Source organism: Crossiella sp. CA-258035 (assembly GCF_030064675.1).
Taxonomy (GTDB): Bacteria; Actinomycetota; Actinomycetes; order Mycobacteriales; family Pseudonocardiaceae; genus Crossiella.
The window spans coordinates 4525921-4546657 of the sequence record NZ_CP116413.1 but is presented as its reverse complement, the minus strand read 5'-3'; the positions used below and the strand labels follow the sequence as shown (position 1 = coordinate 4546657).

General features: G+C 70.6%; 21 protein-coding genes. 10 read left to right on the top strand and 11 right to left on the bottom strand.

Annotation, left to right across the window (positions count from 1 at the left end):
- Positions 1-457: 457 nt before the first annotated feature.
- The 6 genes from N8J89_RS41955 to N8J89_RS20595 all read right to left on the bottom strand — a co-directional run bounded on the left by N8J89_RS41955 (position 458) and on the right by N8J89_RS20595 (position 6639).
- Positions 458-601: a hypothetical protein gene (locus N8J89_RS41955; RefSeq protein WP_502868468.1), complete on the bottom strand. Its 144-nt coding sequence runs from the start codon at positions 599-601 to the stop codon at positions 458-460.
- An 881-nt stretch (positions 602-1482) separates the two neighbouring features.
- Positions 1483-3000, bottom strand: coding sequence for a recombinase family protein (locus tag N8J89_RS20615; protein ID WP_283666014.1), 1518 nt, complete (start codon positions 2998-3000; stop codon positions 1483-1485).
- 153 nt (positions 3001-3153) lie between these two features.
- Positions 3154-3702 carry a hypothetical protein gene (locus tag N8J89_RS20610; RefSeq protein WP_283666013.1) on the bottom strand — a complete coding sequence of 183 codons (549 nt, stop codon included), beginning with the start codon at positions 3700-3702 and terminating at the stop codon, positions 3154-3156.
- Positions 3703-3798: 96 nt separating this feature from the next.
- The gene (locus tag N8J89_RS20605) at positions 3799-4185 is read right to left on the bottom strand and encodes a hypothetical protein (protein ID WP_283666012.1); all 387 of its coding nucleotides are present in this window, start codon (positions 4183-4185) and stop codon (positions 3799-3801) included.
- Between the two features lie 54 nt (positions 4186-4239).
- Positions 4240-6246, bottom strand: coding sequence for a heavy metal translocating P-type ATPase (locus N8J89_RS20600; RefSeq protein ID WP_283666011.1), 2007 nt, complete (start codon positions 6244-6246; stop codon positions 4240-4242).
- Positions 6247-6249: 3 nt separating this feature from the next.
- Positions 6250-6639, bottom strand: a complete 390-nt coding sequence (locus N8J89_RS20595) for an ArsR/SmtB family transcription factor (protein ID WP_283666010.1) — start codon at positions 6637-6639, stop codon at positions 6250-6252.
- A 261-nt stretch (positions 6640-6900) separates the two neighbouring features.
- Here N8J89_RS20595 and N8J89_RS20590 point away from each other — a divergent pair, with 261 nt between their 5' ends.
- A complete protein-coding gene (locus N8J89_RS20590; RefSeq protein WP_283666009.1) occupies positions 6901-7497 on the top strand; it encodes a cadmium resistance transporter in 597 nt (198 codons plus the stop codon).
- Between the two features lie 92 nt (positions 7498-7589).
- Positions 7590-8207, top strand: coding sequence for a methyltransferase family protein (locus tag N8J89_RS20585; RefSeq protein WP_283666008.1), 618 nt, complete (start codon positions 7590-7592; stop codon positions 8205-8207).
- Positions 8208-8218: 11 nt separating this feature from the next.
- Here the strand turns inward: N8J89_RS20585 and N8J89_RS20580 are convergent, their stop codons facing one another.
- Positions 8219-8812 carry a copper resistance CopC family protein gene (locus N8J89_RS20580; RefSeq protein ID WP_283666007.1) on the bottom strand — a complete coding sequence of 198 codons (594 nt, stop codon included), beginning with the start codon at positions 8810-8812 and terminating at the stop codon, positions 8219-8221.
- 192 nt (positions 8813-9004) lie between these two features.
- On the opposite strand from N8J89_RS20580, the gene N8J89_RS20575 reads away from it, so the two are divergent.
- From N8J89_RS20575 to N8J89_RS20565, 3 genes are all read left to right on the top strand, one after another.
- Positions 9005-10294 carry a serine hydrolase domain-containing protein gene (locus N8J89_RS20575; RefSeq protein WP_502868467.1) on the top strand — a complete coding sequence of 430 codons (1290 nt, stop codon included), beginning with the start codon at positions 9005-9007 and terminating at the stop codon, positions 10292-10294.
- 372 nt (positions 10295-10666) lie between these two features.
- Positions 10667-10822 (top strand): hypothetical protein, encoded by a 156-nt coding sequence (locus tag N8J89_RS20570; RefSeq protein WP_283666006.1) that lies wholly within the window; start codon positions 10667-10669, stop codon positions 10820-10822.
- Positions 10823-10826: 4 nt separating this feature from the next.
- Entirely contained in the window at positions 10827-11615 is a 789-nt protein-coding gene (locus N8J89_RS20565) for a MerR family DNA-binding transcriptional regulator (RefSeq protein ID WP_283666005.1), read from the top strand.
- 678 nt (positions 11616-12293) lie between these two features.
- Here the strand turns inward: N8J89_RS20565 and N8J89_RS20560 are convergent.
- A complete protein-coding gene (locus N8J89_RS20560) occupies positions 12294-13331 on the bottom strand; it encodes a C40 family peptidase (RefSeq protein WP_283666004.1) in 1038 nt (345 codons plus the stop codon).
- A 66-nt stretch (positions 13332-13397) separates the two neighbouring features.
- On the opposite strand from N8J89_RS20560, the gene N8J89_RS20555 reads away from it, so the two are divergent.
- Positions 13398-13760, top strand: coding sequence for a BlaI/MecI/CopY family transcriptional regulator (locus N8J89_RS20555; protein ID WP_283666003.1), 363 nt, complete (start codon positions 13398-13400; stop codon positions 13758-13760).
- Positions 13757-14704, top strand: a complete 948-nt coding sequence (locus N8J89_RS20550; RefSeq protein WP_283666002.1) for a M56 family metallopeptidase — start codon at positions 13757-13759, stop codon at positions 14702-14704. Before N8J89_RS20555 ends, N8J89_RS20550 begins: the two co-directional genes overlap by 4 nt.
- A 55-nt stretch (positions 14705-14759) precedes the next feature.
- On the opposite strand, the gene N8J89_RS20545 is transcribed toward N8J89_RS20550, so the two are convergent.
- Both N8J89_RS20545 and N8J89_RS20540 read right to left on the bottom strand, forming a co-directional pair.
- On the bottom strand, positions 14760-15434 hold the full coding sequence (locus N8J89_RS20545) for a DUF305 domain-containing protein (RefSeq protein WP_283666001.1): 675 nt from the start codon (positions 15432-15434) through the stop codon (positions 14760-14762).
- A gap of 2 nt (positions 15435-15436) precedes the next feature.
- Complete coding sequence (locus N8J89_RS20540) at positions 15437-16243, bottom strand: thioredoxin-like domain-containing protein (RefSeq protein ID WP_283666000.1); 807 nt, start codon at positions 16241-16243, stop codon at positions 15437-15439.
- A 106-nt stretch (positions 16244-16349) separates the two neighbouring features.
- On the opposite strand from N8J89_RS20540, the gene N8J89_RS20535 reads away from it, so the two are divergent.
- Complete coding sequence (locus N8J89_RS20535) at positions 16350-17174, top strand: alpha/beta fold hydrolase (RefSeq protein ID WP_283665999.1); 825 nt, start codon at positions 16350-16352, stop codon at positions 17172-17174.
- 4 nt (positions 17175-17178) lie between these two features.
- On the opposite strand, the gene N8J89_RS20530 is transcribed toward N8J89_RS20535, so the two are convergent.
- Positions 17179-18456 carry a hypothetical protein gene (locus tag N8J89_RS20530; RefSeq protein ID WP_283665998.1) on the bottom strand — a complete coding sequence of 426 codons (1278 nt, stop codon included), beginning with the start codon at positions 18454-18456 and terminating at the stop codon, positions 17179-17181.
- 261 nt (positions 18457-18717) lie between these two features.
- Here N8J89_RS20530 and N8J89_RS20525 point away from each other — a divergent pair, with 261 nt between their 5' ends.
- Positions 18718-19125: a MerR family transcriptional regulator gene (locus tag N8J89_RS20525; RefSeq protein WP_349497496.1), complete on the top strand. Its 408-nt coding sequence runs from the start codon at positions 18718-18720 to the stop codon at positions 19123-19125.
- A gap of 65 nt (positions 19126-19190) precedes the next feature.
- On the top strand, positions 19191-20171 hold the full coding sequence (locus tag N8J89_RS20520; protein WP_283665996.1) for an alkylmercury lyase family protein: 981 nt from the start codon (positions 19191-19193) through the stop codon (positions 20169-20171).
- Positions 20172-20737: the final 566 nt, after the last annotated feature.

The window sequence follows — 20737 nt, the reverse complement described above, 5'->3', positions numbered from 1 at the left end:
ATGGTCCGTCCTACGCCGGGTACGTCGTCATTCCCGGCAGGTCGTCCCCGCGCAGGCGGGGATGGTCCCACACCACACTCCCCGCCGGGCCTGCCGAGTGGGTCGTCCCCGCGCAGGCGGGTATGGTCCGCCGACGCGGCGCTGTGCGCCGCGCTGGTGTATGTCGTCCCCGTGCAGGCGGGGATGGTCCGGAGGCCGGGCGCAACCGGATCGAGCCCCGGCTGTCGTCCCCGCGCAGGCGGGGATGGTCCTCCGCGAACCCTTCCGGGTTGACCTCAGTCTCCGTCGTCCCCGCGCAGGCGGGGATGGTCCCCAGCTGATGCCCGGACGTCGAGCCGTCCGGGCTGTCGTCCCCGCGCAGGCGGGGATGGTCCCCGCATCACCGCTCACCTGCCTTGCGGTACTCCGTCGCCCCCGCGCAGGCGGGGATGGTCCTCATCCCGGTGCTGAGCCGCGCCTACGCTTGGCGTCGTCCCCGCGCAGGCGGGGGTGGTCCGGTGGTGAAGTCGGCTTCCTGCTCGCGCTCGTAGTCGTCCCCGCGCAGGCGGGGGTGGTCCCGGGCGAGGTGGCCGTAGGTGATCAGGGTCAGTGTCGTCCCCACGCAAGCGGGGGTGGTCCCACCAGCTTCGGCCCGTCCGGGTTCTTGCTGTCGTCGTCCCCGCGCAGGCGGGGTGGTCCCAGGTCGGTCACGGGGCCGTCGCCGCACCGCGCGTCGTCCCCGCGCAGGCGGGGCTGGTCCCACGCCGCGCTGGCCGGCCGGTTGGTTGTTGCCGTCGTCCCCGCGCAGGCGGGGATGGTCCCGGGTCAGCCGTGATGATGTGCGGCGCCCGGTTGTCGTCCCCGCGCAGGCGAGGGTGGTCCGGCGCGTTCCGACCACGCCGCCGGGCACGGCATTTCGTCCCCGCGCAGGCGGGGCTGGTCCGGACTTGGTCAGGAAGTACTGGTCGGCAGTCGGGTCGTCCCCGCGCAGGCGGGGTGGCCCTGACGACGCGCCAGGTTGCTCGCCAGTCGTGCAGTTCGTCCCCGCGCGGGCGGTCCTCCATGGCAGGAACGACAACGTGGCGGCATTCGCCGGCACCAACGTTCCGCGCACTCCGGGAAGTGCAGGAGCTCGAGCTTTCCCTGGAAGCAGCGCGACAGACCTTACGCACCACTCGCGGTCGCCCGGTTTTGCCACTGAAGCCGTAGTGGGCTGGGACTCACCGCGAAGTGCACCGCCAGCGCCACCGCCCAAGCACCCGTCGCTCGGCGAACGCCCGGATTCACCGACCGCCCACCCGGCTTCGACACGTTCGCGCGGCGACACACGACCTACAGGAGCAGACGGTCACCACCTGAGGGGCGGTGGCCGCCGTCGCGCCCTCGCAGCGCAAAGAGGTATCCTGACTGCGTGATTCCCCACTATTTGGGAGATTTCTCGCGCTGCCGGGTTCAAGTCTCGGACACTCCATTACCCCACGGATCTCAAAGTCCGTAGGGGTTCTACAGCGCGACGACTTCCTGTTGCTCTGGTGACCCCTGGCCTTCGATCGCCGCTGGCCCGAAACTGCCTGCCTCGACGCCGCTGAGAATCCAGTCCAGCTCAAGTGCCGCTTGCCTGAGTCCGGTCGACGGATCGACCACCACTGGTTTCGCTGCCGGTCTGAGATGCCAACGCTGACCCCTGCACACGATCTCCAGCCCGCGACGGCGAATGTCTTCGGCAGCATTCACCGGAGCCGCCGCTGGCTCGGAGGCCCCGAGCAGGCGAGGTAGCGCCTCGACAAGGCGGTCCTCGCGGACATAGACGTTGCCCGCAACACCGACCGGCCGCGGTGTTCCGCTGGTGTAGCCGTGGCGACATCGGTACCCGGGCCGGTCGTGAACCCAGTGCGCATCCAACCGGCGATCACACACTCCGCACACCACCAGTCCGGCCAACTCGTACTCCCGCCGATCTCCGTCCTTTGTGGACCTCGCAGCCCGGATCCCTTGAATGGCAACGAACGCCGCTTCATCCACCAGCGGGACGTGGGCCAGGCGCTCGGAGACCTCCCACTCCCAGACAGGATTGGCGCTCACCTTCCCCGAGCCCCTGCCACCAGCCCGTCCACCAGCGCCGTGGCCTTTGCTGCCCTGCCGGTTCCATACCTGGCGGCCGGTGTACCGCGGGTTGTCCAGAATCTCGGCCACCGTCCGCACAATCCACCGCTTCCCTGAGCGATGGCGGTTCCGCGCCCGGTCCACACGCGACGGACACGGCACCCCACGCTCGTTCAACTCCCTCGCCAGCGAAGCCACCGACCGCCCGGCTGCACGCTGGACGAACATCCACCGCACCCACGGCGCGGTCACCGGATCTGGTTCCAGCACGTGCACTCGCCGGCCCCACCGCGCGTGGATGGCCTTCGGGTGCGGCCCGGCGTCGGCCAGCCGGTACCCATACGGCGGGCGACCGCCGAGAAAGCGGCCCTGCAACCGGGTCTGCGCCCTCATAGCTGCCACCACCCGCTGCCGGGCTCGCACGACCTCGCGGCGGGCCTGAGCGCCCAGCAGCACCATCAGAGCCTGGTGCACAGGGCTGTCCAGCTCCACCGGGCCACCGGCCTCGGGCAACCACACCTGCACACCCAACTCGGTCAACCGGCCCAGCACGGGCCGGAACTGATCACCCTCGAAGGCACGCTCGTACTCCCCCACCACGACCGCGTCGAACTCACGATCCGGACGCTCCGCGGCCGTCAGCAACGCCGCCGCCGCTGGCCTGTCCCACCACGACCACCGCCGCGACCGGCCTTCGTCGAAGAACTCTGCCACGACCTCACCAGCGCCTTCAACCAGCTCATCCGACACGGCCCGCTGCCACGCGCGCGATGTCTGCGCATCCTGGAACTCCGTCGTCGACATCCGGCCGTAGAACGCGAAACGCACGCTGCGGGTCGCCCCGCTGGTCGGGCCGGCAGATCCGCGGCGACGAGCGGCAACCGCCCCCGCAAAGTCCGCACCAGTCCACGCGGTCATCCCGGCTCCTTCCCTGCCCTGGGCCGAGACAATGGCCAGTCACCCTGTATGACGTCAGAGGTTCCAGCGCTACCTGGACGGACCAGCCGAATCGCCAGGCTCCTCCGCATGCCCGCCTCGGCTAGGACGTGTCGTCCTGGCCGGGCGAGAGTTTCAGGCTTGACGAACAACGGCTCCGCGGCGGACCAGGCGGCTGACGACGAAGCCCGCATGGGCCCCCACACCGTGCAGGCTCACCGAAGCGCGACTCCACTGAAGCTCCAGCCCCACGAACCCCAGCCCCGGATGCACCGTCGAGACCCCCGCACGGTGCCGCGGGCGCCCATCCCCGTCAACCGCTCCCAGCGGCTCCAGGTAAGCCACATCAGGCCGGTAGTCGGTGGCCAGGATGATCGCGTCCACCTCGTCCCTCCGGCTGTCCGGCTCCGCGCGCAGCCGCTCCACGCCGGGCAAGGCCGCGCGGCAGGCCTCGCACTCCAGGTCGAGGAACTCCACGACGGTGACCTTGCCGTCGGGGGCGGTGGAGAGTTTGTGGCTGTCCGGGCGGACGAGCACCTCGGCGGGCATGGTGGGCGGCCTGCCCTGCGGACCGGGCTGGGCGGCGGGAGCCGGGGTGTCCGGGCGGTTGAGCAGGAACAGGGCGGCGATCACCGCGGCGGCGACCGCGATGATGTTGAGCGAGATCCTGGTGTTGGCGGTCATGGGTGTCCCTTGGGTCTGGCTGCTTGCGGACGAGGGCGAATACGCGCGGGCGCACGGGGTCGTCGGGACCTCGTGGCGGGGTGCGGGCGGGTCGGCCTACGTGCGCAGCACGCAGAGCAGGGCGAGACTGGGTGCCGGGCGGTGGCGCCGTGCGATCGAGCGTGGAGTCCATGGGCGGGCCGGCGTCGTCTTCAGCGCGCGCGGACCGGACGCGGCGGCCAGCGCGAGCAACACGGCCACCAGCATCGTCAGGCAGGCGCCGAGCAGCTCGGTGTGGTCGTCCGGTCCGTGCAGGGGTGCGAAGAGCGTCGAGCCCGGCGCCTCGGCGGCGCAGTCGTCGGCCACCAGCACCGCCACGGAGTACAGGGAGTGGCAGCCGGGAGAGTGGGTGTCCTCGGCGCAGGCGGTGTCCTGCATGAGGACCAGGCCCACCAGCACGCCGAGGACGGCGATGGCGCGCGCGAGTCTCGCTCGCGTGAACATCACGCCCCTTCGCCTGTCGTGCACGCTGGTGAGCCTGATGGACCGCATCCGGGCTCAGCACACCTCGCAGCAACCCGAGCCGCCCTGCTGGTTCCCGCCACCGGCCACTGCCAGAGACAGCGCCGCCGGCGTGGCCGCGACGGCGGCGGTGACGCCGGGCAGCGGCTTCGTGCGCGCGGCGCGGATGGCGTTGAGGATGACCAGCACCTCGGCCAGCTCGTGCACGAACACCACGGCCGCCAGACCGAGGACACCGAAGGCGGCCAACGGAATCAACACCCCGATGATGGCTAGGGACAGCCCGACGTTCTGCAGCATGACCCGCCGGGCGTGCCGGGCGTGGGCGAGCAGTTGCGGGAGGTGCCGTAGGTCCTCCCCCATCAGCGCGACGTCAGCGGTCTCGATGGCCACGTCGGTGCCCATGGCGCCCATGGCGATGCCGACCTCGGCGGTGGCCAGCGCGGGGGCGTCGTTGACGCCGTCGCCGACCATGGCGATACGGCGGCCACCGCGCAGCCGTTCCACCAGAGCGGCCTTGTCCTCGGGCCGCAGGTCGGCGCGCACGGTGCTGATCCCGGCCTCGGCGGCCAGGGCGGTCGCGGTGCGGGCGTTGTCGCCGGTGAACATGGCGACCTCGACCCCGAGCTCGCGCAGTTGGGCGATGACCTCAGGGGCTTCCGGACGGAGCTCGTCGCGCACGGCGATCGCACCGAGCAGGTCGCCGTCGCGTTCGATGAGCACGACGGTGGCTCCGGCTTCCTGGAGTCGCTCGACCTCGGCGTGCAGCGGGCCGACGGTGATCCAGCCGGGCTTGCCCAAGCGCAGGGCCGTGCCGTCGAGCACACCGTGCAGGCCGTGGCCGGGAACCGCGGTGACGTCGGTGGCGGCGGGCACGGTGGCGGCGGCGGCCAGGATCGCGCGGGCCAGCGGGTGTTCGCTGCGGGCCTCCAGCGCGGCCGCCGCGGCCAGCACCTCCTCGCGGGTGGCATTGCCGGCGGGGCACACGTCCACTACGCGTGGAGCGTTGCGGGTGAGGGTGCCGGTCTTGTCGAGCGCGACCACGCCGATGCGGCCCAGTTCCTCCAGCGCGGCCCCGCCCTTGACCAGCGCGCCCTGGCGGCTGGCCGCGCCGACCGCGGCGACCACGGTGAGCGGGATGGAGATGGCCAGCGCGCACGGCGAGGCCGCGACCAGGACCACCAGCGCCCGTTCCAACCAGACCAACGGGTCGCCCAGCAGCGCGCCGAGCCCGGCGATCAGCGCGGCCAGGATCATGATCGCGGGCACCAGTGGCCGGGCGATGCGGTCGGCCAGCCGCTGCCCGCTGCCCTTGCGGTCCTGGGCCTGCTCGACGATGTGCACGATCCGGGCCAGCGAGGAGTCCGCAGCCAGGGCGGTGACCTCCACTTCGATGGCACCGCCGCCATTGATGGCCCCGGCGTGCACCACATCGCCCAGTCCGGCCTCCACCGGCACCGACTCGCCGGTGATCGCGGAGAGGTCCAGGCTGGTGCGCCCGGCACGGATCACCCCGTCGGTGGCCGCGCGGGCGCCGGGCCGCAGCAGCATCCGGTCGCCGAGCACGAGCTCGTCCGGCGCCACCTGGATCTCCGTGCCCTCGCGCAGCACCGAGGCGGTCGGCGGCACGAGAGCGAGCAGGGCGCGCAGGCCGCGGCGGGTCCGGACGATGGCGTAGTGCTCCAGGCCCTCGGCGATGGAGAACAGCACGCCGAGCAGGGCGGCCTCGGTGATCTGGCCGAGCGCGACCGCGCCGATCGCGGCGATGGTCATCAGGGTGCCGACGCCGATCCGGCCGCGCAGCAGGTTGCGCACCGCGCCGGGGACGAACGTGGCGGCGCCGGCCACGGCCGAGGCCAGCTCCAGCCCGGTGCCGATCAGGTTGTCCCCGATCAGCCAGCCGGTGGCCAGCAGGACCGCAGCCAAGGCAGCCAACTGGAGTTCACGGACCTGCCACAACCGGGTGGGGCCGTGGTCCGGCTCGACACCGCTACCTGCCGGTGCGGGCGCCGATTCCTGGGGTCCGCAGCACGCGTCGGACACCGTTCAGCCCTCCACCGGGATCGGCACGACGGCGGGGGTGGCCTGCTCGCCGAGCACCGCGCTGACCAGCAGGCGGCCGCGCTCGGTGAGGGCGTACATGACCAGGCGGCCGTCCCGGCGGGAGGCGACCATCCCGGCGTACTTGAGCTGCCGCAGGTGGTGCGAGGTCAGGTTCTGTGCCTGCCCGACCACCCAGGACAGGTCGCACACGCACAGCTCGCCGCCGGAGTACAGCGCGGCGGCCATGGTCAGCCGGGTCGGATCCCCCAGCGCCCGCGCGGCCGCGGCGGCCGGCTCCACCGCGGGCAGCTCGGGCAGCCCGGCCCGGATCTCCTCCGCGTGCGGCAGGTCCAGACACAGCAGGTCACAGTCGTCATCACGTGCAGCGCTCACATCGACAACCTAACAGCCGTTGATATGAGCCGACAGACTTCCGGATCAAACATCTCAACATTTGTTAGGGCGTTGGTCTCACGGTGTGACACCTCTGCGCACGCGGTGCCGAGCACCCCTCCGACCAAGCACCGCACCGAGCCACCAGGAAGATCGACACAATGTCGCGGTGCACCCGCAACGCCACCACCCTCACACCTGCCCTGGCGCCGCCGACCACCGCGGCCGGGAGCAGTCCGCCGTCGAGGAGGCGGGTCGGCCGTGAACCTGGGCCTCATCGGTCAGGCGGCGGTCCTGTTCGCCGTCACCAACATCGACGACATCCTGATCATGGCCCTGTTCTTCGCCCAGGGAGCCGGGCGCCGGGGGACGACCCGCGCCATCACCGCCGGCCAGTACCTCGGCTTCGCGGCCATCCTCGCCGGCGCCGTGGCCGCGGCATTCGGCGCCACCTTCCTGCCGGACACCGTCGTGCCCTACCTCGGGCTGCTCCCGCTCGCGCTCGGCGTCAAAGCCGCGGTCCAGGCGTGGCGGCACCGCCACGACTCCGACGAGGTGCAGGGCGGCAGGGACAGCGGACCGAAGGTCCTGGAGGTAGCCGCGGTCACCCTCGCCAACGGCGGCGACAACATCGGCGTCTACGTGCCCGTCTTCGCCACCGCGGGCATCGGCGGCATGAGTGTGCACGTGATCGTGTTCCTGGCCCTGGTCGCGGTGTGGGTGGCTGCCGGTCGGTACTTCGCCACCCGCCCCGCCATCGCCAAGGCGCTGTCGCGCTGGGGACACATCCTGCTGCCGGTCGTCCTGATCGGCATCGGCCTGCTCATCCTCATCCAGGGCGGAGCCTTCGGCCGGTAGGACCGAGCCGTGCCTGCCCGAACCCTCGCCTGCTATATATAGTCATCTCACTATGTGTTGATTTGCTGGCCTGGGCGACTGGGAGGTTCGTTGTGGACAGAGCGACGGCGGCGGTGGGTTTGCTGCTGTACCTGGGGTTTGTGGGCGCTGCCTTCGGTGTGCGGGCGGTGTTGCACCGCAGGCGGACCGGATCGGCCGGTTTCCACGGGGTGAGCGGCCGCCCAGGCTCGGCGGAATGGTGGGGCGGCGTGCTGTTCGTGGTGGCCGTCCTGCTCGGCCTGGTCGCACCGCTGGCACAGCTGTGGGGGTTGATGGCGCCGCTCGCGCTCTTCGGCGGAGTCGTCGGCAGCGTCGTGGGCGGGGTGGTTGCCGTGGCGGGGATCGTGGCGACGCTGGCAGCACAGGGAGCCATGGGGGCGTCCTGGCGGGTCGGGGTCGACCGCGACGAGCGCACCGAACTGGTCACCGGCGGGCCGTTCCGACTCGCCCGCAACCCGATCTTCACCGCGATGACCGCCACCGCCGCGGGGCTGACCCTGCTGGCGCCCAACGTGATCGCCCTGCTCGCCTTGGCCGCGCTGGTGACCGCGATCCAGCTCCAGGTCCGGATCGTGGAGGAACCACACCTCAAGCGCGTCCACGGCAAGTCCTATGTGGACTACGGCAGGCGCGTCGGCCGCTTCCTGCCGCGTGTGGGCCGCTTCGGCTGAGCCCGGCAGGTCTACGGGCGGCGAACGCGCCGCAGCACGAACGCCGCCGCGACCGTCGCGGCCAGCACGACCGCGCCCAGCACCAGCCAGGTGATCCAGCCGGTGTCGCCGTCCTCGGCGGGCGCGGCCGCGGGCGTGGAACTCGGCACTGGAGTGGAACTGGACGCCGAGGAAGCCGCGGCACTGGATGTGACTGGGGGCTCGGTGGCCGCCAGCGCGGCCGGCAGGACCTCGAATGCGATCTTGCCGGTGATGGGGTGGCCGTCGGAGGAGACGACCCGGTAGCCCACCGTGTAGCCACCAGCCTTGGTGACCGGCCGCAGCGGGACGATGAGGGTGGTCCCGGCGGTCTTGATCTCCCCGGACTCCCACCGGTTGCCGTCCGGCTCGGTCACGGTGGCCACGCCGAAGGACGGGTTGACCTTGGCGGAGAACTGAAACCGCACCTCGGTCAACGGCTTGTCCACAGTGGACTTGTCCTTCGGCGTGGGCCCCACCAGCTGGTCGTGCGCCCACGCGCCCGGCGCCGTGGCCAGCGCCAGAACGGCCGTGGCGAGCAGCAGGGTCAGGCCGCGACGGACGCCTCGTGCACCGGGTTCGTTCATGGACGCGCTACTTGAGCACTCGCTGTCCTGCGTGGCGTGACCCGGTCTGCGGAATGAGCGTGCGTCGCGGTGCTCTTCCGGTCAGCGGCATCCGGTCAGCGGCAGGGCCGGATGTTGAACAGTTGTGCACGTTTCGGGTACTGCGGCCGAAGGTGTTGACCCCGCCCCTAGGGCGGGCTGGAGGCTGGCCGCATGAGGAACAACATCACTTCCACGGCGTGGCTGGCTGCCTCGGTCGGCGGGTTCCAGAAGAGGGTGCGGATGCCGCGGGTCGTGCGGCGAGCGGCGGTACCGGCGCTGGTTGTCTCGCTGCTGTTCGGGGCGGCTACGCCCGGGATGGCCGCTCCGGGCAACGCGGCGGTGCCGGAAGCGGCTGCCGAGCAGGGTCGCCCGGAGCTGCGGGAGGCGATGCAGACGTTCGTCGATGCCGGTATCGCCGGGATGCAGTTGCGCGTGCGTGATCAGCGGGGCGAGTGGGTGGGCAGCGCAGGGGTGCGCAAGCTGGGCGAGACCGCGGAACCGCCGACGAACGGGCGGTTCCGGATCGGGAGCAACACCAAGACCTTCGTCGCGACCGTGGTACTGCAACTGGTAGCCGAGGGCAAGGTCGGACTGGACGCCCCGGTGGCCGGGTACCTGCCGCAGTTCAAGCTGGACGAGGGGATCACGGTACGGATGCTGCTGCAGCACACCAGCGGGCTGTTCAATTACACCGGCGACTACTACAAGGGGAAGCCTATGCCGGGGCTGCCCTCGACGGGCCAGGAATGGGTGGACAACCGGTTCCACACCTACCAGCCCGAGGAGCTGGTGCGGTTCGCGTTGGCTAGGGGGCCACTGTTCACGCCGGGGGACGACTGGAACTACTCCAACACCAACTACGTGCTGGCCGCACTGCTGATCGAGAACGTCACCGGCCGCTCCTACGCCGAGGAGATGCAGCGGCGGATCCTGCGATCGCCGGCCGGGGCCCCTCAGCAGCCACGGCCGCTCGGGCTGTCGGGCACCGAGGTGCCGGGCACCCGGACGGGGATCTCCGGGCCGCACTCCCACGGCTACTACCACTACCAGGACGCCGGCCAACCGAAGACGGTCGACGTCACCCGCCAGAACCCCTCTTTGGTGTTCGCCGCCGGTGACATGATCTCGACCACCCAGGATCTCCAGGCGTTCTTCTCCGCGCTGATGAGCGGCAAGCTCCTGCCGGCCCCGCTGCTGGCCGAGATGCGCAGGCCACACCCGAAGAGCGGCTTCGGCCTGGGGGTTGTGCAGGGCACTGGCCCGTGCGGCGGCACTCTCTATCTCCACAACGGCAACACCATCGGCTACGGGGTGCTGATGTACAGCACGCCCGACGGGAGCAAGACCCTGATCGCCTCGTTGACCGGCGGAAACACCGAAATCGATCTGGTAGAGCAATACCCGAAGGCGCTGGACAAGCTCCTCAAGGCGGTGTTCTGCGGCGGGCAGGCCGCGGGCTGACGGGCCCAGCAGGCTCGGTCGACGCGGCCTGAGCCCTCTGGTCCGGACACCTTTCCCGTCGTGCCTCAGGTGACGCACGACGGGACCCGGCCGAGCAGGTAAGACCAGTCGACCATTCCGGGGGCGTCGACCAAGGGGTTTGCCTGCTCGGCCGCAGTGTGTGCCTCGTGACTCGCGACGGTGGTGTCGGGTGGTGCAAAGCAGGTCCAGCCTCGGCCGCGCCATCCGTGAGGAGGTCGCGGTCCGCGGGACGAGCGGGGGCGACCGCGGTGGCCCAGGACCGCCATGCCCTGAACCAACCCGCCGTGACCGACCGGCGGGAGGGGTAGGGCGGGTTGACCTTGACCTCGGGTCAGGCTTCACACTCCTCGCATGGCTCCCTCGACCAACGCGGTCACCTCGACCTGGGTGAGCATGGTGCCGGTCCACGACACCGCGCTGACCATGACCGCCTCCCGGCGCGGATCTCGGACCGTCGCCGACGTGGTGCACGAGATCACCGCCGCCCGCAACCAGGAGGGCGGCTGAGCAGATGACGGAGACGACGGCCCGCGGCGTCACCATCGGCCAGGCGGCGGCATTCGCCGGGGTCACGGTGAAGACCCTGCGGCACTACCACCAGCACGGACTGCTCGACGAACCACAACGCGACAACTCTGGCTACCGACGGTACGGATCGGCCGACCTGCTGCGACTGGTCCAGGTCCGGACCCTGGCCGCCGCCGGGGTACCACTGGCCGAAGTCGGGCCGCTGCTCGGTGCCGACGCCGAGCAGTTCGCCGCCGCACTCACCGACGTCGAACGGCGCCTCAATGAGCGGATCGCCGACCTGATCGCCCGGCGCGACACGCTGCGACAGCTCGCCGACGGCGACCGGCTCCTGCTTCCCGACCGTGCACGGACGATCCTGGACCGCTTCACCGATCTCGGATTCGACCCCGACTACGTGGCCAGCCAACGGGAAGCCCTGGTGCTGGCCAGGACCCTGTCGCCGGAGTTGTACGACATCTTCCTGACCCAGCTCGAACACCGATTCGACGATCCCGAGCTCGCCGACCTGACCAAACGAGGCTGGAACGCGCGGTCCTGGGATCCGAACGACCCTCGGATCGACGAGCTGGCGTCCGCGCTGGCCGACAACCTGCTGGCCAACCGCGAACTGCTGGCGACGCCGACGGCCTACCAGCCCGAGCCCGACGCCGCCACCCGATACGGGTTGATCAACCACCACCTCGAAGATCACGCACCGGCCTGGACACGGCTGAACGCGCTCGTCGAGGCCAAACTGCGCGCCGCGGGCATTCCCATCCCACACCAATGAACCGCGGTCCCAACCCCAGCCGGCCTCCGGCCAGGCGGTCCCGTACCGACGACAAGCGCTCAGTTGGGGACAAACTGTTAGCGCTGCTTGCTTTGATCTCGACGACCATCCGAAAGGGGCGTGCCACAATACACGCCACGGCCGGGTCCGTACCGACGAACAGCAACCCCATCAACTCCAACCGCGACTCGTATCCCACGTGCCGACCCCGGTCGCGGCAGACCAGTATGCGAACAGAAACGGTCACCTGAAGGTTGTCCCGTAACTGGTCTTCGGCGGGAAGGTTTGCGCCAGGCGTCCTCTGCGCGGTGCCGGACTGCGGCCTCGAAGAGATCATGACACCGGAGCCGAACGCCTTCGCACTGTCCACACGCGACACCGGGCGACGGGCGGCGACAGGCAACGCCAACGTGACACAGCCGACGGTGACGCCGCGACGACGTGACGGTCGATCGCTACCGCCAGCATGAAGCGCTCGTCGACCGCAAAGGCTGCCGACACCTGCCAAGGTTGTATGGGCTGGGGCCTGATACTGGCGCGGCAGCGATGCACCGGTTGCTACGCACACGACCGCGCCCGTCCATACGGCACCTGCAGAACGTGTGCGCGGACAGCGTCGCTGCGCCGAGGGCTCGGAAATGCCTAATTCGGCGCGGAAACTACAGGTTTGTTGCCGGGTCAGCCGAGCCTGCGGGTGGCGGTCACGTCCTTCCAGTTCACCGGCGAGACCTTGACCACGTCGCCGCCCTGCGGAGCATGCACCATCTTGCCGTTGCCGACGTAGATGCCGATGTGCCCGACCGGGGAGTAGAAGGCGACGAAGTCGCCGGGGCGCAGCTGGTCGCGGGAGACCGCGGTGCCGACGCGGGCCTGGTCCTTGCTGGAGCGGGGCAGGGTGACGCCGATCTGCTTGAAGGACCAGTACAGCAGGCCGGAGCAGTCGAAGGTGTCCGGGCCGGTCGCGCCCCAGACATACGGCTTGCCCTGGCGGGTCAGCGCCTTCTGCATCGCCTGCTGGGCCATCCCGCTGGGGACGTCGTTGACGGTGTAGTTGGTCTGGCCGCCGCCGGTGAGACGGCCGCGGTCGCCGGCCGAGAGCCGGTCCAGCTGGGCCTTGGCCTCGGTGACCTTGCGGTCCATCTCAGATTTGCGGCGCTCCAGCTCACCGGCCAGCGCACCGGCCTCCTGCTCGGCCTTGCCCGCCTTCGACCGCGCCTCTTCGGCGCGCGCCTGTGCGGCCTGGGCCTGTTGCTGCGCGGCGCGCAGGCCCTCCAGCGCGTCGCGCTGCTGGCCGGAGAGGGTCTCCAGGATCAGCATGCTGTCCAGGAAGTCCTGGGGTGAGCGGCTGGTCAGCAGCGCGGCCACCGGGCTGAGCTGAGCACCCTGGAAGGAGGCCGAGGCGAACTCGTCCACCCGGGTGCGGAACTTCTCAATCCCGGCCGCGGCCTCCGCGGCGGCCTGCTGGGTCTCGGTGAGCTGGGCCTGTGCGGCCTCGCGGTCCTTGCCGCGCGCGTCGAGCTGGTCCTTGGCCTCGTGCCACTGCTCGGCCAGCTTGACCGCCTCGCGGTTCAGCTCGGTGAGCTTCACCAGGGCCTGCGAGGCGTTCGCCGGGGGCTCCGGGTCGCCGATCGCGGGTGAGGGGACGGTGGCGGCCAGCGCGCACACGGAGGCGAGGATGGCCATCCGGATGGTTCGTCGGTGGGGGTTGAGGGACACCCGGCGCACACTACTATCGTACATAGGAGTTCAGGCAAGCCCGGTGTGCCGTGCGACACTGGCGCCGTGCGTGGGCTGGGTGAACTGGAGTCGGCGGTGATGGACACCGTGTGGTCGGCGGGTACGCCGGTGAACGTGCGGGAGGTGCTGGAGGCGCTGCGGCCGGAGCGCCAGCTCGCCTACACCACGGTGCAGACCGTGCTGGACAAGTTGCACCGCAAGGGTTTCCTCACCCGGGTCAAGGACGGCCGCGCCTTCCGCTACCAAGCCACGGAGAGCCGGGAGGAGCGCACCGCCCAGCTGTTGCGCGAACTGCTCGACGAGTCGCCGGACTCCGGGGCGGTGCTGCTGCACTTCGCACGCTCGGTCTCGGCCGAGGAGTCGAAGGTGCTGCGCGGCGCGCTCGATGACGAGGGCCCGCGACGGTGACCCTCGGACTGCTGCTGATCCTCTTCGCGCTCGGCGTCGGCTGGACGGCCTCTCCGGTGCTGCGCCTCTTGCGCCACAGCGTGCCGCCGCTGGCAACCGTGGCGTGCTGGGTGCTGGCAGCGGTGGTGGTGCTGGCCGGGGTGCCAGCGGGCGCGGCTTTGGCGCTCGCGCCCGAGGTGACCGGTTCCAGCGACTGGGCGCAGGCGGTGCACCGCTGCTGGCAGGCACTGCGGGAGGCCGGTCTGGTCGCACCCGAGGTGCTGTTGCACGGGGTCGCCTCCGTGCTCGCGCTCCTGCTGGCCCTGCGCCTGGGCACCATCGGCCTGCGCCACCGTCGACGGCTCCGCCGGGCCGAGGACCGCCACCGGGACGCACTGGCCCTGTTGTCCTCCCCGCTGGCCGGCGCGGGCGAGGTCGTCACGGTGCCACACGGCAGCCCGCTGGCTTTCAGCCTGGCCGGACGAGCCGGTCCCACGGTCCTGACCACCGGGCTGGTCCAGGCGCTCCCCCAGCGCCAGCTGCACGCCGTGCTGGCGCACGAGGAAGCGCACCGCCGTCGCGGCCACCACCGCTACCTCGCGGTGTTCACCGCACTGCGCAAGGCTTTCCCGTTCGTGCCGCTGTTCCGCACCGCGGTCACCGAGATCGCCCTGCTGGTCGAACTGGATGCCGACGCCGTCGCCGCCCGCCGGTTCGGTGCCGGGGTGGTCCTGGACGCGCTCGGCCGGTTCCGGCACGGCGGACTCGATGCCACGCCGAATCCCGCTCCTGGCAACGAGCTGGCCGTCCGGGCCGCCCGGCTGACCGGCGAATGCGGCCGGCCGCGCCGGTGGCTGCCGGTGCTGCCGGTGGCGGCGCTGGCCGCCGGGTATGCCGTGGTGATGTGGTTGGCGGAGCTGGGTTTGGAGCCCTGCGTGGTCTCGTTGATGGTGGGCCCGCACTGAAGCGCCGGTTGTGGCCGCCGCTGGTCAGCAACCTCGCTGCGACAGCTCCTGACCGTCACACCGGCGCCGGCAGTGGCTGGCCGCCGCGCGTGGCCAGCATCTTCACCATGGTCTCGACCTCCGCTGTCTGAGACGTCAGCATCTGCTGCGCCAGGTTGCGCACCTGCGCCGTGCCCGCCCGTTCGGCGCCCTCCTCCAGCATCGGCGCGCCACCCTGGTGGTGGCGGATCATCAACTGGAGGAAGAGCACGTCGAACTCGCGGCCGGTGGCCGACCGCAGGCGCCGCAGTTCTTCCGCGGTGGCCATCCCCGGCATCCGGGTGGTGCCGGTGGCGTTGGATGTGCCGTGCTGGCCGTGGCCGGCGCCGCTGGCCATCCAGCGCATGAGCGACCCTGGCGGCAGCTCCGGTTGGTTCCACAGGCTCAGCCAGCCCGACATGCGCCCGATCTGGGTGAGCTGGCTGGTCTCGATATCGAAGGCGAGTTGCCGCACGGTCTCCTCCGGACTGCGCTGCCGTGCGATCGCGGCCATCTCCGCCGCCTGCTGGTGGTGCACGCTCATGTCCTGGGCGAAGCCGACATCCACCGAGTCGGCCGCCGGCACCGGCACCGAGGCGCCACCGGGACGCGACAGCAGTACCCCCGCACCCACCAGCAACGCCACGGCCAGCAACAGCGCGACACCCAGCCCGATGCGCAGGCCACGGCCGGGTCGAAGGTCCTCTGACACGCTCACCTGCCGGCCGAGGTCGTGGGCGGATCGGGCTGTTCTCCCTCGGCGGGCTCCCGGGCCGCGACCGCACCCGGACCGGGCGGGGCCGGATCGAAGGGCGGCGGGTTGTCCGGGTCGAAGCGTCCGGCGCCCATGGTGTCGCAGGAGGCGCCGTTCTCCGGGTGGGTGTACTGGTTGCGCCGCAGCGAGCGGATGAACTGCTCGATCCGCTCGTCCTCAACGCTGTCCACCTTGAGCTGATGCCCCCAGGACTGCAACGAAACCGGCTTGTCCAAGCCGGGGAACGGCGAGAGGGCCAGGTACTGCTGACCCTGCACGCGGGCGCTCAGCTTCTCCAGCTGGTCGCCCTTGATCTGCTCGGGGTTGTAGGTGATCCAGACCGCGCCGTGCTCCAGGGAGTGCACGAAGTTCTCCGAGCGCACCGGCTTGGGGTAGACCACGCCGTTGCAGGCCGCCCAGAACCCGTCGTGCGCGCCGCCCGCGGGCGGGGTCTGCTCGTAGGCCACCCGCTGGGTCGCCTCGACGTGCTTGCCGCCCTTGTACTCCTGCCGCTGCACCCCGGCGATCTGGGCCGAGGGGTCCTTGTTGGTCTCCGACGGTGTCCACTGCGCCAGCGCCTCGTCCTTGGCCGCCTGATCGGCGGACTGGATCCAGGCGTAGCCGAACACGCCACCAGCGAAGACCAGCACCGCCAGCACGGCCGCGACGGTGCCCCAGGGCACCGGACGCCGCTGGATGACCACCGGCCTGCTGCGGCGACCACGTGACGTCGCCGAACCTCGACCGCTGCCCTTGGGTTTCGACATAGCCTCACATCCCGTTCGCGACCTGACCGCAACAACTCCTACGCAGGATAGGAGTTCATTGTGGGGATCGTGTGAGGACACGGCCAGCCGACCAGGGAGGCAGCACATGTTGTTCGCCGAGGTGAACGGGATCCGGCTCGCCTACGACGTGCACGGTGACCAGGGCGAACCAGTGCTGCTGCTCGGCGGCACAGGAATGCCGGGCTTCGCCTGGCAGATCGCCCAGGTCCCCGCCCTCATCGAGGCCGGTTTCCAGCCGATCACCGTCGACGGCCGCGGCGTGGGCCAGTCCGACGCCCCGCCGGGGCCATACACCGTGCCGGAGCTGGCCGACGACGTGGCCGAGCTGCTGAAGCACCTGGACCTCGGCCCGGTGCACGTCGTCGGGCTTTCCCAGGGCGGCTTCGTCGCCGAACACCTCGCGGGCACCCGGCCGGAGCTGCTCACCAGCGTCACCCTGATCGGCAGCGCCGGTCCGGCCACCGCCTACTCCCGGGCTCGCATGCGCGCCTGGCGCGACCTGATGACCACCGGCGTGACCATCCCGGACAGTGTGTACATCCTCGACAACCTCACCCACAGCCTGCCGTCGGTGGCCCTGCAGAACGAGGACGACACCGTCGAGAAGTGGAACACCCTGCTCTCGGCCCAGCCGCACTGGCACGGTCCCGGCCTGCTCGGCCAGCACGCCGCCTGCCAGGACTGGCTGCTGGAGACCGACCGCACCGGGTTGTGGCACCAGATCGGCACCCGGTGCCTGATCGTGGCCTTCGAGCACGATCTCGCTTTTCCGCCCGCCAGCGCGCGGGAGGCGGCGCGGGCGATCACCGGGGCGCAGTTCGTGGTGCTGGCCGGGGTGGGGCACGCCAACGGCATGTTCGACTCCGCGGCCGAGCTGAACGCGACCTTGGTGCGGTTCCTCACCGGTTGAGCGGTCAGCCCAGGAGCGCGCACCGCTCGACGCCGAACTGGTGCAGGATGTCCTGGGCGAGCCGGCCTGCGAACCCGCGCAGCGAGTCGACCTCGCCGATCGGGTCGAGCTCCGCCTCGACGGCCACCGGCCGGCGTACCGCCCGGGAGCCCGGCACCACCTGCATGAAGTTCGACATGTACCCGATGCTGTCCACCGCCAGCAGGGCAACATCCGTCTCGGCGGTGCGGAACTCCACCCGCGTGCGGAGCAAGCTCGTGCGCCCACGATTGCGGCTGTACGCCGACGCGACCGCCACCGCCTCCATGACAACAGCCTCGACCGCCTTGACCGGAACACGCCTGCCCACAGCGGCCTGTTCCTCGCGGAGCACCAACTTGTCGACCGCGACCGCCATGAGCACGGAGCCGTCTTGGTGCAGCTCAACATGAACCAGGTCGTCACGCTCGAGTGGTTCGGCGTAGTGGTTCGACCGGACCACCCAGCATCGCAGGCCGGTTCTCGGATTGCGGATGGCGTCTGAGGACAACAACCTCAGGACGTCGAAGCGGTCGCCTCGTATCGGGTACGCCTCGTGCCCCAGCTTCAGGCCAGCCTCCAGCACCGCTGCGACCTCCGCGCGCGGTAGAGGCGGTGATGCGGCTTTCCCGTTCCTGGCAGGAACGGCCGTCACCACCAGCCATGTGCGCTCCGCCGGCTCGATCAGCGCATCCGCGCGGGCGGTAAGTTCGGCGATGGCGTCCCGTTGGTCCGCCGCGGCGCGAAAGCGGTTGCGGTAGGCCTGGGCGAGCTGGTGCTCGCTCATCCATCGGAGGTCCGCTCCGGCAAAGTACGGTGCCCCCAACGCGGACAACTCCCCGACGACATGCGGCGCGTCCACACTGCCCGGCACGGCGACAACCAGCACACCACCCTCGCCAGTGCCCGCGGCCAACGGCGCGATGACCATCCCGTCGACCAGGGGCCTGACGCAGGAGGCGGCCAGCGCACGTAGTTCGCGTTGCGGCGCAAGGTCAACCGGAACGGGGATGATCTTCTCAGCGGCACCGTCCACGTCGGTCACCCCGACAACGACGATCCCGCCCTCGGCGTTGGCCAGCGCCGCGACGGCGGTGCCGAAGTCGTGCCCGTCTTCGCTGCCGGGCGATGGCATCGATGGTATCCAGCGCAGATCGTCAGTGGCACAAACCTTCTGTGCCACGGCTTCCCGCACCATCTCGTAGGTCAGCTCGGACGGTGGGAGGCTGAGCTGGGCGTGAATCCGGGTCCAGAGGGCTGTCATCCACGGCACGCTACGACCGACCACAATGGACGAGGAGCACAGACTGGTCTCGTTACCACAGGTAGTGCAACTCCAGATCGGTCTGTGACCACACACCGCAACTCATGACGCGGCTGCCGCTCGCCATGGATCCCGATCGGTATCAGCAGGCGGGCGAATGCCTCCTCGTCAAGAGGATCACGCAGATCGGCACGGCACCGGTCAGTGCCGGATGCCACGGGCTCTTGCCTTGTACCCGGGTACAGGGTTCATGCTGACCTCGTGCGCACCGGTGAACTGGCCCAGCAGGCCGGGGTGAATCCGCAAACGCTGCGGTACTACGAGCGCCGGGGCCTGTTGGCCCCGCCGGCGCGGTCGACGTCGGGCTATCGCGAGTACCCTGCCGAGGCCTTGTTGCGGCTGCGGTTCATCAAACGTGCCCAGGCGCTCGGGTTCACCTTGGACGAGACCGAGGAGATGCTGCACCTGGCCGACGGCGGGCCGACGTCCTGCGATGCCGCGCGGACGCTGGCAGCGGCCCGGTTGGCCGACATCGAGGACCGGGTCACGGACCTGATCCGGATGCGGAACTCCCTGAGCGAGTTGGTGGACCGTTGCGACCTACCGCGCAACGACCGTGGCTGCACCCTGCTGCACACCCTGCACGAGCAGACCGGAGAATCGTCGTGAAACTACGGATCCTGGCCGTCCCGGACTGCCCGAACCTCGCTCCGCTCCGGCAGCGGCTGGCCGAGGTGCTCTCCGGCCGCGAGGACGTCACCGTCACCATCGAGGTGGTCGACACCGCCGAGCAGGCCGCACAGACCGGCATGAACGGCTCGCCGACCCTGCTCGTCGACGGTGCCGACCCCTTCGCCGAACCCGGCCAGACACCCAACGTGTCGTGCCGGATCTACCGCGACGAACAGGGAAGCCCGACGGGCACGCCGACACCGTCGCAGCTCCGCGCCGCCCTCGGCCCGCTGAGCACTCCCCCGCCGCGGTCCGCCCACGGCCCGGCGATGCCGGGATCGTCGGACTGCTGCGACTTGGCCGGGAACGTCATCTCCTCAGCGGAGGACCTGCGGGTGTGGCGTGCCCGCACCGCACCTGACGACCCGGCCGCGTACGCGGTGCACCAGGCGATCCTGCGGGCGTTCGCCGCCACCGGCCGGCCCCCGTCCCGGGAACAGCTCCAGCCGGTCGCGGCATCCGAAGGCGCCACTGCGGACTCAGTTCTGACGCGCTTGCACGACGCGGACGTGATCCGTCTTGACCCGGCAGGAGCGATCAGGATCGCCTACCCGTTCTCCTCGGTCCCGACCCGCCACCACGTCCGGCTCGCCACCGGCCTGACGGTGTCAGCCATGTGCGCCATCGACGCCCTCGGCATGCCGGCGATGCTCGGCACGGACGCGACCATCACCTCCATCGACCCGGTCACCGGTGATCGGGTTGTCATAACCGTCCACAACGGACGCTACAACTGGGAACCCGCCACCGCGGTCGTGTTCTCCAGCGCGGCCACCGGCACTGGACCGTCAGCTGACTGCTGCTGCGACGACATCAACGCCTTCACCACCCCAGCCACTGCCCACCTCTGGATGAGCAAGCACCCCAGCACCCCCGGCGAACTCCTCGACACCACCACCGCCGAACATTTGGGCCGCCAGATCTTTGGCGCACTGCTCGACCAGCACGCACCGAGCAGCCATCCCTCGCTTGGCCCGACATGAGCAGGCGTTGAATCACTGACGCGCCGCCATCCGCCCCAGCACCCCTCGCGGGTCGCGGCCGCCCGATCGAGCGCCAGGGCGGTCAGGCTCTACGAGAAAAACGTCATCACGGTCCGGGAACTGACCGAGGATCGGTCGAACGGGCGGTTGAGGAGCTCGGAAGCAGCGGTCAGTTCCGCTGGTTGCTTGGCTGATCGTTTCTCCTCCACGCGAAGTGACAGCAGTCGCAGCGCTGGGCCGGAACCTGGGAACTCGGTGCGCCTGGGCATGCCGCCCGCACCGCCTTCGCTGTGCACCCGCGGTGCTCGCCCCGGGTGAGTGCGGCGAAGTCGGCCAGGAGGGCGGTGAGTGCGTAGGCGACCTGCTGGGGCACCACGCCGTTGCCCAGGGCGCGCAACTGGGCGGTGCGGGGCAGGTCGAGGTCGGCGACCCAGCCGGGTGGCAGGCCCATGAGGTGTTCGACGAAGGCTGGCGATAGCACGGGTTTGCCGAGCTGGGTGGGGTCTGGGGTTCGGCGCCCGACTACGGCTTCCCAGCGGTGCACGGCCGGGGCGTACTCGGCCCAG

Bases quoted from the DNA above. Each gene is read 5' to 3' on its own strand.
- N8J89_RS20615 (WP_283666014.1), bottom strand. From the start codon at position 3,000: ATGACCGCGTGGACTGGTGCGGACTTTGCGGGGGCGGTTGCCGCTCGT.
- N8J89_RS20610 (WP_283666013.1), bottom strand. From the start codon at position 3,702: ATGACCGCCAACACCAGGATCTCGCTCAACATCATCGCGGTCGCCGCC.
- N8J89_RS20605 (WP_283666012.1), bottom strand. From the start codon at position 4,185: ATGTTCACGCGAGCGAGACTCGCGCGCGCCATCGCCGTCCTCGGCGTG.
- N8J89_RS20580 (WP_283666007.1), bottom strand. From the start codon at position 8,812: ATGAACGAACCCGGTGCACGAGGCGTCCGTCGCGGCCTGACCCTGCTG.
- N8J89_RS20575 (WP_502868467.1), top strand. From the start codon at position 9,005: ATGAGGAACAACATCACTTCCACGGCGTGGCTGGCTGCCTCGGTCGGC.
- N8J89_RS20570 (WP_283666006.1), top strand. From the start codon at position 10,667: ATGGCTCCCTCGACCAACGCGGTCACCTCGACCTGGGTGAGCATGGTG.
- N8J89_RS20565 (WP_283666005.1), top strand. From the start codon at position 10,827: ATGACGGAGACGACGGCCCGCGGCGTCACCATCGGCCAGGCGGCGGCA.
- N8J89_RS20540 (WP_283666000.1), bottom strand. From the start codon at position 16,243: ATGTCGAAACCCAAGGGCAGCGGTCGAGGTTCGGCGACGTCACGTGGT.
- N8J89_RS20535 (WP_283665999.1), top strand. From the start codon at position 16,350: ATGTTGTTCGCCGAGGTGAACGGGATCCGGCTCGCCTACGACGTGCAC.
- N8J89_RS20530 (WP_283665998.1), bottom strand. From the start codon at position 18,456: ATGACAGCCCTCTGGACCCGGATTCACGCCCAGCTCAGCCTCCCACCG.